General features: G+C 73.0%; 10 protein-coding genes. 3 read left to right on the top strand and 7 right to left on the bottom strand.

The features are described from left to right. Nucleotides 1-81: 81 nt before the first annotated feature. The 4 genes from rhaS to AB6L24_RS19195 are packed head-to-tail and all read right to left on the bottom strand — an operon-like array spanning nucleotide 82 to nucleotide 4877. The gene (gene rhaS / locus AB6L24_RS19210; protein ID WP_405656730.1) at nucleotides 82-1164 is read right to left on the bottom strand and encodes a rhamnose ABC transporter substrate-binding protein; all 1083 of its coding nucleotides are present in this window, start codon (nucleotides 1162-1164) and stop codon (nucleotides 82-84) included. Nucleotides 1165-1223: 59 nt separating this feature from the next. After that, on the bottom strand, nucleotides 1224-2315 hold the full coding sequence (locus AB6L24_RS19205) for an ABC transporter permease (protein WP_405656727.1): 1092 nt from the start codon (nucleotides 2313-2315) through the stop codon (nucleotides 1224-1226). Next, the gene (locus AB6L24_RS19200) at nucleotides 2308-3366 is read right to left on the bottom strand and encodes an ABC transporter permease (protein WP_405656724.1); all 1059 of its coding nucleotides are present in this window, start codon (nucleotides 3364-3366) and stop codon (nucleotides 2308-2310) included. The genes AB6L24_RS19205 and AB6L24_RS19200 overlap by 8 nt, the downstream gene beginning before the upstream one ends. Further along, nucleotides 3363-4877, bottom strand: a complete 1515-nt coding sequence (locus AB6L24_RS19195) for a sugar ABC transporter ATP-binding protein (RefSeq protein ID WP_405656723.1) — start codon at nucleotides 4875-4877, stop codon at nucleotides 3363-3365. Before AB6L24_RS19195 ends, AB6L24_RS19200 begins: the two co-directional genes overlap by 4 nt. A gap of 314 nt (nucleotides 4878-5191) precedes the next feature. On the opposite strand from AB6L24_RS19195, the gene rhaI reads away from it, so the two are divergent. The 3 genes from rhaI to AB6L24_RS19180 all read left to right on the top strand — a co-directional run bounded on the left by rhaI (nucleotide 5192) and on the right by AB6L24_RS19180 (nucleotide 9923). Continuing rightward, nucleotides 5192-6358 carry an L-rhamnose isomerase gene (gene rhaI / locus AB6L24_RS19190; RefSeq protein WP_405656721.1) on the top strand — a complete coding sequence of 389 codons (1167 nt, stop codon included), beginning with the start codon at nucleotides 5192-5194 and terminating at the stop codon, nucleotides 6356-6358. A 2-nt stretch (nucleotides 6359-6360) separates the two neighbouring features. Then, the gene (locus tag AB6L24_RS19185) at nucleotides 6361-8418 is read left to right on the top strand and encodes a bifunctional aldolase/short-chain dehydrogenase (RefSeq protein ID WP_405656719.1); all 2058 of its coding nucleotides are present in this window, start codon (nucleotides 6361-6363) and stop codon (nucleotides 8416-8418) included. A gap of 119 nt (nucleotides 8419-8537) precedes the next feature. Next, nucleotides 8538-9923, top strand: coding sequence for a rhamnulokinase family protein (locus tag AB6L24_RS19180; protein WP_405657228.1), 1386 nt, complete (start codon nucleotides 8538-8540; stop codon nucleotides 9921-9923). Nucleotides 9924-9979: 56 nt separating this feature from the next. Here the strand turns inward: AB6L24_RS19180 and AB6L24_RS19175 are convergent, their stop codons facing one another. Genes AB6L24_RS19175 through AB6L24_RS19165 form a run of 3 tightly spaced genes read right to left on the bottom strand, consistent with a single transcriptional unit; the run spans nucleotide 9980 to nucleotide 12486 of the window. Further along, nucleotides 9980-10705, bottom strand: a complete 726-nt coding sequence (locus AB6L24_RS19175) for an FAD:protein FMN transferase (protein WP_405656718.1) — start codon at nucleotides 10703-10705, stop codon at nucleotides 9980-9982. Nucleotide 10706: 1 nt separating this feature from the next. After that, entirely contained in the window at nucleotides 10707-11135 is a 429-nt protein-coding gene (locus AB6L24_RS19170; protein WP_405656717.1) for an FMN-binding protein, read from the bottom strand. A 13-nt stretch (nucleotides 11136-11148) separates the two neighbouring features. Further along, nucleotides 11149-12486: a ferric reductase-like transmembrane domain-containing protein gene (locus AB6L24_RS19165; RefSeq protein WP_405656714.1), complete on the bottom strand. Its 1338-nt coding sequence runs from the start codon at nucleotides 12484-12486 to the stop codon at nucleotides 11149-11151. Nucleotides 12487-12502: the final 16 nt, after the last annotated feature.

Below are 12502 nucleotides of genomic sequence, written 5' to 3'. Positions count from 1 at the left end.
GGAAGAGCCCAGGCTAACGGGCGCTCCCGCACGCCGCCGTGGCCCACCGGCCGCAGGGCGCGGGCCGCCGGTCGTCGGGGCCTAGAAGTCGAAGTCGTCGATGTTCCTCTTGTCGAAGACGGTCGGCTTGCCGAGGTTGACCACACCGTCCTCGCCGACGGTGAAGGTGCCCAGGGCCCCCGCCTTGAAGGTCTCGCCCTCCTTGCCGGTGATGCGGCCGGACTTCAGGGCGACGGCCGTGTGCGCGGCGAGCGCGCCGAGCCTCGCCGGGTCCCACAGCTCGAAGGCGTCGACGGTGCCGTTCGTGACGTACTCGCGCATGTCGTTGGGGGTGCCGAGGCCGGTCAGGGCGACCTTGCCCTTGTACTTGGAGCCCGACAGGTACTGGGCGGCCGCCTTGATGCCGACGGTGGTCGGGGAGATGATCCCGGCCAGCTCGGGGTGTTCCTGGAGCAGTCCCTGGGTCTGCTGGAAGGACGCCTGCGGGTCGTCGTTGCCGTACACGGTCTTCACCAGCTTCATGTCCTTGTACTTGGGGTCCTTCAGCTCGTCCTTCATGAAGTCGATCCAGGTGTTCTGGTTGGTCGCGGTCTGCGCGGCCGACAGGATCGCTATCTCGCCCTTGTGGTCGAGCTGCTTCGCGAGGAGTTGCACCTGCGTGCGGCCGAGGTCCTCGGCGCTCGCCTGCGAGACGAAGGCGTCACGGCACGCGGGGCCGGTGTCGGAGTCGTACGTGACGACCTTGATGCCGTTCTTCCTGGCCTGCTTGAGCGCGGTGCACAGCGAGCCGGGGTCCTGCGCGGACACGGCGATGGCGTCGACCTGCTGCTGGGTGAGCGTGTTGACGTAGGAGACCTGGCCGCTGGTGTCGGTGGCGGAGTTGGGGCCGGTCTCCTTGTACGTCGAGCCGAGCTCCTTCAGGGCCTTCTCGCCGCCCTTGTCGGCGACGGTGAAGTACGGGTTGTTGACCTGCTTGGGAAGGAAGGCGACGGTCAGGTCCTTCTTGAGGGCGGCGTCGGGGTCGGCCTTGCCCGCGGCGGCCCTCGGGGCGGCTTCGTTCTTGACGTCGTCCTTCGTGGTGCCGCCGCAGGCGGTCGCGGCGAGGGTGAGGGTGGTGACGGTTGCGAGGGCGCGGCAGGCACGGCGGAGCGTGGCTCGGGGCATGACGGGTTCCCTTCGGGGGTGACGCGTGTCGAGGGGTGACGCGTGTCGGGGGCGGGTGCTCAGCCGGTGCCGGGGGCGGGCGGGGCGCCGCCGGGCGGGGCGACGGGCTCGGTCGCGGCCCTGCGGACCGCCCGGGCCTGGGCGAACTGGCGTGCCGCGCGCGGGCCTAGCACAGAGAGGACGAGCAGGACTCCGGTGACGACGATCTGGGACTGGGCGGAGACGTCGAGCAGGCTCATCACGTTCTGCAGGGTGCCGAGCAGGAAGACACCGGCGAGGGCGCCGCCGAGGGTGCCCTTGCCGCCGTCGAAGTCGATGCCGCCGAGCAGGACGGCCGCGACAACGGACAGTTCGAGGCCGGTGGCGTTGTCGTAGCGGGCGCTGGCGTAGTGCAGGGCCCAGAAGACACCGGTGAGCGCGGCCATGAACCCGGAGGCCACGAACAGCCACAGCTTGTGCCGCTTGACGTGGACACCGGTGAAGCGGGCCGCCTCCTCGTTCGCGCCCACCGCGAACAGCGAGCGCCCGAACGGCGTCGCGTGCAGGGTGACCACGGCGACGGCGAGCAGGGCGAGGAAGGGCGGCAGGGCGTACGGGACGAAGGTGTCCCCGATGCGGCCCGCGGCGAAGTCCAGGTACGGGGCGGGGAAGTCGCTGACGGCATCGGAGCCGAGCACGATCTGGGCGATGCCCCGGTAGGCGGCGAGGGTGCCGATGGTGACGGCGAGGGAGGGCAGGCCGAGCCGGGTCACCAGGAGGCCGTTGACGAGACCGCACACCACGCCGAGCAGCAGGCACAGCGGGACGATCGCCTCGATGGCCATGCCCTGGTTCCACAGGGCGCCGAGGACCGCCCCGGACAGTCCCGCCGTCGACGCCACCGACAGGTCGATCTCCCCGGACACCACGAGGAGCGTCATGGGCAGGGCGATGAGGGCGATGGGCAGGGTGTTGCCGATGAGGAACGAAAGGTTGAGGCTGTTGCCGAAGCCGTCGACGAAGCCGAAGGACAGCAGCAGGACGACGAGGAGGAGGGCGCCGACGACGGTGTCCCAGCGGACAGCGCTCGCCGACCGCGATCCTGTGGCACCGCCGAGCGGCGGTCCGGTCGGGGCCCCGGGCTTCGGCAGCCCGGTGGTGGTCCTACGCATGGTGGCCGCTCCTTGCGTTCGCCGCCGCCCTCTTGTGGAGTGCGCGGGCCACGTGCCGCGCCACGACGCGGTCGACGGCGATGGCGAGGATGAGCAGGGTGCCGTTGATGGCCATGACCCACACCGAGCTGACGCCGAGGGCGGGCAGCACGCTGTTGATGGAGGTCAGCAGCAAGGCGCCGAGGGCCGCTCCGTAGACGCTGCCGGAGCCGCCGGTGAAGACGACGCCGCCGACGACCACGGCGCTGACGACGGTGAGTTCGTAGCCGGTGCCGGTGCCCGAGTCGACGTTGCCGAAGCGGGCGAGGTACAGCGCGCCGGCGAGTCCGGTGAGGGCGCCGCAGACGGTGTAGGCGGTCAGGACGCGGGTGCGCAGCGGAATGCCGGCCAGGCGCGCGGCCTCGGGGTTGGAGCCGATGGCGTACAGCTCGCGGCCGCCGCCGAGGTGCTTGAGACAGAACGCGGTGGCGACCAGGACGGCCAGGGCGATCAGCGCCGGATACGGGACGGCCCAGATGCCGCCCGAGCCGAAGTCCACGAACCCGCCGGGCAGATCGGCGGCGGTGATCTGCCGGGAGCCGACCCAGATCGAGTCGACGCCCCGGATGATGTACAGGGTGCCGAGAGTGACGACGAGGGCCGGGACCTGGCCGAGGCTGACCAGGGCGCCGTTCAGGAGTCCGCAGCCGATGCCGAGGGCGACGGCCAGGAGGACGGCGACGAGTGTGTTGCCGCCGCCCTGGAGGTAGGTGCCTGCGGCGAAGGCGCTGATGCCGAGGGTCGAGCCGACGGACAGGTCGACGTTGCGGGTGATGACGACGAGGGCCTGGCCGGTGGCGACCAGCACCAGGATGGTGGCGTTCAGGAGCAGGTCCTTGATGCCCTGCTCGGACAGGAACGCGCTGTTCCCTGCCTGGGTGATCGCGATCATCACCAGGAAGACGGCCAGGATGGCGAGTTCCCGCATCCTGAAGACGCGGTCGACCAGCCGTGTGCTGCTGGAGGGCGGCACGTCCGCGGCGGGGGCGGGTGTCGGGGTCGTGACCGTCACGCGGTCCTCCCGGTGGCGGCGGCCATGACGGCTTCCTCGGTGGCGCCGGTCCTCGGGATCTCGGCGGCGATGCGGCCCTCGTGCATGACGAGGACGCGGTCGGCCATGCCGAGGATCTCGGGCAGGTCGGAGGAGATCATCACGATGGCGACCCCGTCGGCGGCCAACTCCCCCAGCAGCCGGTGCACTTCGGCCTTGGTGCCGACGTCGATGCCGCGGGTCGGTTCGTCCACGATGAGCACCTCGGGCCGGGTGGCGAGCCATTTGGCGAGCACGACCTTCTGCTGGTTGCCGCCCGACAGGGTGGAGACGGCGTCCGCGATGCGGGCGTGTTTCACCTGGAGCTTGACGGCCCAGTCGACGGAGCGGCGTCGTTCGGCGCGGCGGTCCATCAGTCCGGCCCGCACGGTGGTGCGCAGGCCGGTCAGGGCGATGTTCCGCTCGATCGACATGCCCATCACCAGGCCCTGGGCGCGGCGGTCCTCGGGCACCAGGGCGAGCCCCGCGGCCATGGCGGCGGACGGGGAGCCGTTGACCAGCGTCCGCCCGTTCACGTCGACCTCGCCGCCGTCCCACCGGTCGACGCCGAAGACGGCGCGGGCGACCTCGGTGCGGCCCGCGCCCACCAGACCGGCCAGGCCCACGATCTCGCCGCGCCGCACCTCGAAGGACACGTCGGTGAAGACGCCCTCGCGGGTCAGCCGCCGCACGGACAGGGCGACTTCACCGGGCACGACGTCCTGCTTCGGGTAGAGCTCGTCCAGGTCGCGGCCGACCATCCTGCGGACGAGGTCGTCCTGGGTGAGGGCGGCCACCGGCTCGGTGGCGATCCAGGAGCCGTCGCGCAGGGTGGTGACCCGCTGCGCGATCTCGAAGATCTCCTCCAGGCGGTGGGAGATGAACAGGACCGCGGCGCCCTGTTCCCGCAGGGCACGGACCACGCCGAGGAGGCGGTGCGCCTCGCTGCGGGTGAGGGCCGCGGTCGGCTCGTCCATGATCAGGACGCGGGCGTCGCAGGACAGCGCCTTGGCGATCTCGACGATCTGCTGGTCGGCGATGGACAGGCCGCGCCCGGGGCGCCGCGGGTCGAGGGCGACGCCGAGACGCGCCATGAGCGCGGCGGTCGACGCCCGCATGGCGCGGCGGTCGAGCAGGCCGAGGGCGCGGCGCGGCCGGCGGCCCATGTGGATGTTCTCGGCGACGGAGAGGTCGGGGAAGAGGGTGGGCTCCTGGTAGATGACGGCGATGCCCGCGTCGCGTGCGGCCGCGGGGCCGGGGAAGGAGACGGGGGCGCCGTCGCGCAGCAGCCGTCCGGCGTCGGGCCGGTGCACCCCGGCGAGGGTCTTGATGAGGGTGGACTTGCCCGCGCCGTTCTCCCCGGCGAGGGCGTGCACTTCGCCGGGGAGCAGGGCGAGCGACACGCCGTGCAGGGCGCGCACGGCGCCAAAGGACTTGGACACGCCCTCCAGGGCGAGGACCGGGGTCGGGCCCGGGTCGGCCGGGTGGCTCATGGGGGCTCCTCGACGGGTGCGGGCGGGCGAGCGGCGACGCCGGCGGACCGGCCGTCATGAAAGGTTTCAGTTCGATGGCCGGGACGGTAGACAGCGCCGGGTTTTCGCGTCAATAGGTCCGGAGCGAAGCGTTACGCTGCCGCAACTCGCTTTCCCGTACAGCAGATTGCTGCCGTGCACGCCCTCTTGACGCCCCGCACCGGCACTCCTAGGTTCAGCCATGAATCGTTTCATGCACACGTTTTCAACCGCCCGCACCGTGGGCACCCCCATGTCGCCGTGCCCGGGGTCCCCGTTCCCGCAGGAGTGCCGAAGTGACCGATCACGCCGCAGTGCAGGCCGCGCTCGAGCGCCTGGCCGTCGAGACGCCGTCCTGGGCGTACGGCAACTCGGGCACCCGTTTCAAGGTGTTCGCGCAGCCCGGTGTCCCGCGCACGGTGCGGGAGAAGCTGGACGACGCCGCCACCGTGCACGCGCTGACCGGCGCCGCGCCGACGGTGGCCCTGCACATCCCCTGGGACCGGGTCGACGACTACGGAGCGCTCGCGAAGTACGCCGAGGAGCGCGGCCTGCGCCTGGGCACGATCAACGCGAACGTCTTCCAGGACGACGACTACAAACTCGGCTCCGTCACCAACCCCGACCCCGAGGTGCGCCGCAAGGCCCTCGCGCACCTCCTCGACTGCGTCGACATCATGGACGCCACGGGCTCACGCGATCTGAAGCTGTGGTTCGCGGACGGCACCAACTACCCGGGCCAGGACGACATCAGAGCCCGCCAGGACCGCCTGGCCGAGGCCCTGCGGACCGTCTACGACCGGCTCGGCGACCATCAGCGGATGGTCCTGGAGTACAAGCTCTTCGAACCCGCCTTCTACACGACGGACGTCCCCGACTGGGGCACCTCCTACGCGCACTGCCTCCAGCTCGGCGACAGGGCACAGGTCTGCGTGGACACCGGGCACCACGCCCCGGGCACCAACATCGAGTTCATCGTGGCGTTCCTGCTGCGCGCGCGGCGGCTCGGCGCGTTCGACTTCAACTCCCGCTTCTACGCCGACGACGACCTGATGGCGGGGGCGGCGGACCCCTTCCAGCTGTTCCGGATCCTGTACGAGGTGCGGCGCGGCGGCGGTCTTGACGCCGGCTCACGGATCGCCTTCATGCTGGACCAGTGCCACAACGTCGAGAGCAAGGTCCCCGCCGTCGTCCGCTCGGTGATGAACGTCCAGGAGGCCGCGGCCAAGGCGCTGCTCGTCGACCGGAACGCACTGGCGGCGGCGCAGGCGTCGGGGGACGTCCTGGAGGCGAACGCCGTCCTGATGGACGCGTACAACACCGACGTCCGCCCGCTGCTCGCCGCCCTGCGCGCCGAGCAGGGCCTGGACCCCGATCCGGTCGCCGCCCACCGCGCCTCCGGTCGACAGGAGCGCGTCGCCGCCGAGCGGGTGGGCGGCGAGCAGGCGGGCTGGGGGGTCTGACCATGGCACCGCACCCCGAGGTCGCGGCCCTCCTCGCCCGCTCGAACCGGCTCGGCGCCGATCCCCGCACCACCAACTACGCCGGGGGCAACACCTCCGCCAAGGCCACCGCCACCGACCCCGTCACCGGCGCCGACGTCGAGCTGATGTGGGTCAAGGGCTCCGGCGGCGACCTCGGCACCCTCACCGAGGCAGGGCTCGCCGTGCTGCGCCTCGACCGGCTGCGGGCGCTCGTGGACGTGTACCCGGGAGTGGAGCGCGAGGACGAGATGGTCGCCGCCTTCGACTACTGCCTGCACGGCAGGGGCGGGCTCCCGGGGCGGGCGGGCGCGGCGCCGTCCATCGACACCGCCCTGCACGGCCTGCTGGACGCGGCGCACGTCGACCATCTGCACCCCGACTCCGGCATCGCGCTCGCGTGCGCCGCCGACGGCGAGAAGCTGACCGCCCAGTGCTTCGGCGAGAAGGTGGTGTGGGTGCCGTGGCGGCGGCCCGGTTTCCAGCTCGGCCTGGACATCGCGGCGGTCAAGTCCGCGCATCCGCGGGCCATCGGCTGCGTCCTCGGCGGTCACGGCATCACCACCTGGGGCGAGACCGCCGAGGAGTGCGAGGCGAACTCCCGGTACGTCATCCGCACGGCCGAGAGGTTCCTCGAAGAGCACGGCAAGCCCGAGCCCTTCGGCGCGCTCCTCGACGGGTACGCTCCGCTCGCGCCCGCCGAACGCCGGCACCGGGCCGCCGAACTCGCGCCGCTCCTGCGTGGGTTGGTCTCCCAGGACCGCCCCCAGGTCGGCCACTTCGACGACTCGGCCCCGGTCCTCGACTTCCTGGCCCGCACCGAGCACCCGCGCCTCGCCGCCCTCGGCACCTCCTGCCCCGACCACTTCCTGCGCACGAAGATCCGCCCGCTCGTCCTCGACCTGCCGCCCACCGCCGAACTCACCCTGGCCGCCGAGCGATTGAAGGAGCTGCACGCGGCCTACCGCGAGGACTACGCGGCGTACTACCGCAGGCACGCCACCGACGGCTCCCCCGCGATGCGCGGCGCCGACCCCGCGATCGTGCTCGTGCCCGGCGTCGGCATGTTCAGCTTCGGCAGGGACAAGCAGACCGCGCGCGTGGCCGGTGCGTTCTACCTCAACGCGATCAACGTGATGCGGGGCGCCGAGGCGGTGTCGACGTACGCGCCCATCGAGGAGTCGGAGAAGTTCCGCATCGAGTACTGGGACCTGGAGGAGGCCAAGCTGCGGCGCGCACCCGCGCCCCAGCCGCTGGCCGCGCGGGTCGCCCTGGTGACGGGCGCGGGCAGCGGCATCGGCCGGGCCATCGCGCACCGCCTCGTCGCGGCGGGCGCCTGTGTGGCCGTCGCGGACCGCGACGCCGACAACGCGGCCGCCGTCGCCGAGGAGTTGGGGGACACGGACCGGGCGGTGGCGGTCACCGTGGACGTCACCTCCGAGGAGCAGATCGCCGAGGCGTTCCGGCGTACCGTGCTCGCCTTCGGCGGTGTGGACCTGGTCGTCAACAACGCGGGCGTCTCCGTCTCCAAGCCGCTCCTGGAGACGACCGCCGAGGACTGGGACCGTCAGCACGACACCATGGCGCGGGGTTCCTTCCTGGTCTCCCGCGAGGCGGCCCGCATCATGACGCGGCAGTGCCTCGGCGGCGACATCGTGTACATCGCCTCGAAGAACGCCGTCTTCGCAGGGCCGAACAACATCGCCTACTCCGCCGCCAAGGCCGACCAGGCCCACCAGGTGCGGCTGCTCGCCGCCGAGTTGGGCGAGCACGGCATCCGCGTCAACGGCGTCAATCCGGACGGCGTGGTGCGCGGCTCGGGCATCTTCGCGGGCGGCTGGGGCGCGCGGCGCGCGGCGACGTACGGCATCGAGGAGGACGAGCTCGGCGCGTTCTACGCCCAGCGGACCCTGCTCAAGCGGGAGGTCCTTCCCGAGCACGTCGCGAACGCGGTGTTCGCGCTGACCGGCGGCGACCTCACGCACACCACGGGCCTGCACGTGCCCGTGGACGCGGGCGTCGCCGCGGCGTTCCTGCGGTGAGCGCCCGCGCGGAGGGGCCCGCGCGCCCCGGGCGCGGGCGGGCCGGCGCGGGCGCGGCACGCCCCGGCCGGGCGGGGGCCTACGCCGCGGTCGACCTGGGCGCGTCCAGCGGGCGCGTCATGGTCGGCCGCGTCGGCCCCGCCGCCCTCGACCTCACCGAGGCCCACCGCTTCCCCAACCGCCCGGTGCGCCTCGCGGAAGGGCTGCGCTGGGACGTCCTCGGCCTGTACGCGGGCGTCCTGGACGGCCTGCGCGCGGCGGGCCCGGTCGACTCGGTCGGCGTGGACGGGTGGGGGGTCGACTACGGCCTGCTCGACGCCGACGGCCGCCTCCTCGGCCAGCCCGCGCACTACCGCGACGCGCGCACCGAGGGCATGGAGCGGACGGCGTGGGCGAGGGTTCCCGCCGACCGCCTGTACGCCGCGACCGGCATCCAGCACTCGCCCATCAACACCCTCTACCAGCTCCTCGCCGCCCAGGGCACGGCCCAACTGGCCGCAGCCGGACGACTGTTGCTGATCCCGGACCTCATCGCGCACTGGCTGACCGGCGAGCAGGGAACCGAGCTGACCAACGCCTCCACCACCCAGCTCATCGACCCCCGCACCGGCACCTGGGCCCACACGGTGGCCGACCGCCTCGGCATCGACCTCGCCCTGTTCCCCCCGCTGCGCCGCCCCGGCGATCCCGGCGGCCGGCTCCTCCCCCACGTCAGGGAGGCCACCGGCTTCGACGCCCCGGTCACGACGGTCGCCTCCCACGACACCGCGTCCGCGGTGGCGGCCGTCCCGGCGGCGGCGGGTGAGCGCTTCGCGTACGTCTGCACCGGCACCTGGTCCCTGGTGGGCCTCGAACTCGACGGGCCCGTCCTGACCGGGTCCAGCCGGGTCGCGAACTTCACCAACGAGCTTGGCGTCGACGGCACGGTCCGCTATCTGCGCAACATCATGGGGCTGTGGCTGCTCCAGGAGTGCATGCGCTCCTGGGCCGAGCCGGACGTCGCGCCGCTCCTGCGGGAAGCCGCCGTGGTGGCGGGACCGCGGTCGGTCGTGGACGCCTCCGACCCCGCGTTCCTGGCGCCGGGGCGGATGCCGGAGCGGATCGCCGACGCCTGCCGTGCCGGTGGGCAGCCCGCGCCGTCGACCCGCGGCGAGACCACCCGCTGCATCCTCGACTCCCTCGCCCTCGCCCACCGCCGCGCCATCGCCCGCGCCCAGCGGCTCGCCGACCACCCGGTCGACGTCGTGCACCTCGTCGGCGGCGCCACCCGCAACGAGCTGCTGTGCCAGCTGACCGCCGACGCCTGCGGACTTCCGGTCGTCGCGGGCCCGGCGGAGGCCGCGGCGCTCGGCAACGTCCTGGTGCAGGCGCGGGCCCACGGGGTGGTCGGGGACCTGGCCGGGATGCGGGAACTTCTCGTCCGTACACAGCCGTTGGTGCGGTACGAGCCGTCGGGCGACCGTGGCGTCTGGGAGGCGGCCGACCGGCGCGTCCCCGGCGGCTGAGCCGGACGGGCGCGGCGCGATCCACCCGGCGGGCCCAGGCTCGACCGCACCGACCCTCACACGGCGAAGGGGAACCCCGCCGTCCGCAGCACCCGCTGCCCCTCGTCCACCGCGAACACCTCGCACCCCTCCCGCGAGGCGGCCCATTCGACGCCCTCGGTGCCCATCGCGAACGCCGCCGTCGCGGTGGCGTCCGCCTCGGTCAGCGACGCGGCCACGACGGTCAGGCTGAGCAGGCCGCGGACCGGACGGCCGGTGCGGCCGTCGAGGATGTGGTCGCCGCGCTCGTACCGTGCGGACGTGGCGACCGCGCCCTCGGTGAGGTCCACGACCGTGCACAGCCGGTCCGCGTGTTCGGGGTGGCGCACGCCGACCCGCCAGGGCCCGCCGGACGCGACGACGTCTCCCCCGGCGTTCACGCAGAACCGGGTGGCCCCGGCGGCCGCGAGGATGTCCGCCGCCTTCTGCACCGACCAGCCCTTCACCACCGCGCAGGGGTCGAGGCCGCGCCCGGGCAGCCGGACGTCGAAGGCGCCGCGGGTCGCGACCCGGTAGTCCTCGCACAGCGTGAGGATCTCCAGGAGGTCCGGGCTGATCTCGTCGGTGGGGACCTCGCCCCGGTCCAGGCGGGACACCTCGCTGTCGGGCCTGAACGGGCTGAACCGCGCGTCGACCTGGCGCAGCCACGCGAACACCGCGTCCGCGGCGGCCTCCGGCTCGGCCGCCCCCTCGTCCACGCGCACCGAGACGGGGAAGCCCATGACGTGTTCGACGCGCAGCACGTCAGGCGCCCTTCGCGTCGATCGCGGCCTGCAGCGACTCCTTGTAGCCGTCGCTGGTGACGGTCGCGCCGGACACCGTGTCGACGTCGGCGCTCTGCGCGGACAGCGTCTCCTCGACGAGTTTCGGCACGGCGGCCGTGGTCTGCGGGTGGTTGGGCTGTTTGAGCATGCGTACGGAGCTGATCCGGTCGCCCTCGAAGGTCACTTCGACCTGGACGGGGCCTTTCTCCGTGTTGACCGTGGAGCCCTGGACGGCCCTCGTGACGGTGCCGTCGGGGGACGACGCCCGTGGAGAGGAGGGCGAGGAGGGCGAGGCGGGCGTGGGGGCGGGGGCGGCCTCGGTGGTCGTCGAGCCGAGGGACGGTTCGTAGCGCCACAGCGGGATCACCGCGGCGGCGGTCAGGGCCAGGACGGGCAGTGCTCGCTTCATCGTGTTCCCCTCGTCATCCGGCCAGGCTGAAGCGCTCGGCGTGTATCTGGGTCCTGGGGACACCCAGGTCGCCGAGGGTCCGCAGGACGGCGGTGGTCATGCCGGGCGGTCCGCAGACGTAGACGTCCCGGTCGGCCACGTCGGGCACGAGGGTGGCGATGTCGCGCGGGGCCAGCTTGTCGGGGACGGCGGGGCCGGTGACCAGGTGCAGCTCGGCGCCCTTGGCGTGGGCCAGCTCGGTCAGCTCGGCGTAGAGGACCGCGTCCTGGTCGGTGGCCACGCGGTAGATGAGGACGACGTGGCCGTGCAGCTCTTCGAGGAGGGCGCGCATGGGGGTGATGCCGACGCCGCCCGCGATGAGCAGGGCGTCCGGGCGGGTGCGGTGCATCGTGGTGAAGGCGCCGTAGGGGCCCTCGGCGAACACCCTGGTGCCGACCTTGAGGTGGCGCAGGGCCGCCGTGCCGTCGCCCGCGGTCTTCGCGGTGAGCCTGAGGTGGGTGCCGTCGGGCGCCGCCGACAGGGAGAAGGGGTTGGCCTGCCACCAGCGGTCCCTGGTCAGGAACCGCCAGAGGAAGAACTGCCCGGCGCGGGCGGGCAGCCGGTCCAGGTCGCGGCCCGAGACGTAGATCGAGACGACGTGGTCCGACTCCGGCACGACCGCCGTCACCCGCAGCCGGTGGCGCAGATTGCGCCCGACGGGCAGGACGACACGCCCCACGAGGACCGCGCCGAGGGCCGTGCCCCACAGCCCGTACCAGTACGCCGTGGCGGTGGCCGAGGCCGTGAAGGTCGAGCCCGCCGCGACCTGGTGGGTGAAGGCGAGGACCACCGCGAGGTAGGTGTAGAGGTGGATGAAGTGCCAGGTCTCGTACGCCAGTCGGCGCCGGGCGCAGCGGGCGGACACCGCGCCGACCACCATGATCAGAGCCATGGCGACGATGGCGCGCAGCACGCCCTCGACGGTCTCCGCGAGATCGACCAGCTGGTCGACCGGTCCCATCGACGAGGCCTGGGCGTAGCCGAGGACGATGAAGACGCCGTGCGCGACCAGGAGCCACAGCAGGCCGAAGCCGACCCAGCGGTGCCAGGACGTCAGCCGGTCCATGCCGATGCGGCGGTCGAAGAACGGCAGCCGCGCGACGAGCAGCAGCTGGAAGGCCATCAGGAGCGCGGCGTAGAGCCCGGCGAGGCGGCCCGTCACGATGAGGGCGTTCGAGGCGAACCCGGCCTGGACGAAGAACACGGTCACGACGGCGACGTTCGCCGCGAGCAGGGCGTACAGACCGGCGCGGGCCACCGCTCTCGGGCGGACCGCCGTCCGGGGTGGATCGACACGGTGGAGGGTCGTCACGGGCGGCAACTCCTAG

The organism is Streptomyces sp. RK9, assembly GCF_045070545.1.
In the GTDB taxonomy this organism is placed as follows: Bacteria; Actinomycetota; Actinomycetes; order Streptomycetales; family Streptomycetaceae; genus Streptomyces; species Streptomyces alboflavus.
This window is presented reverse-complemented; position numbering and strand designations above follow the sequence as displayed.

Coding starts and splice junctions, on each gene's coding strand:
- rhaS (WP_405656730.1), bottom strand. CDS start 1,164: ATGCCCCGAGCCACGCTCCGCCGTGCCTGCCGCGCCCTCGCAACCGTC.
- AB6L24_RS19205 (WP_405656727.1), bottom strand. CDS start 2,315: ATGCGTAGGACCACCACCGGGCTGCCGAAGCCCGGGGCCCCGACCGGA.
- AB6L24_RS19195 (WP_405656723.1), bottom strand. CDS start 4,877: ATGAGCCACCCGGCCGACCCGGGCCCGACCCCGGTCCTCGCCCTGGAG.
- AB6L24_RS19185 (WP_405656719.1), top strand. CDS start 6,361: ATGGCACCGCACCCCGAGGTCGCGGCCCTCCTCGCCCGCTCGAACCGG.
- AB6L24_RS19180 (WP_405657228.1), top strand. CDS start 8,538: ATGGTCGGCCGCGTCGGCCCCGCCGCCCTCGACCTCACCGAGGCCCAC.
- AB6L24_RS19170 (WP_405656717.1), bottom strand. CDS start 11,135: ATGAAGCGAGCACTGCCCGTCCTGGCCCTGACCGCCGCCGCGGTGATC.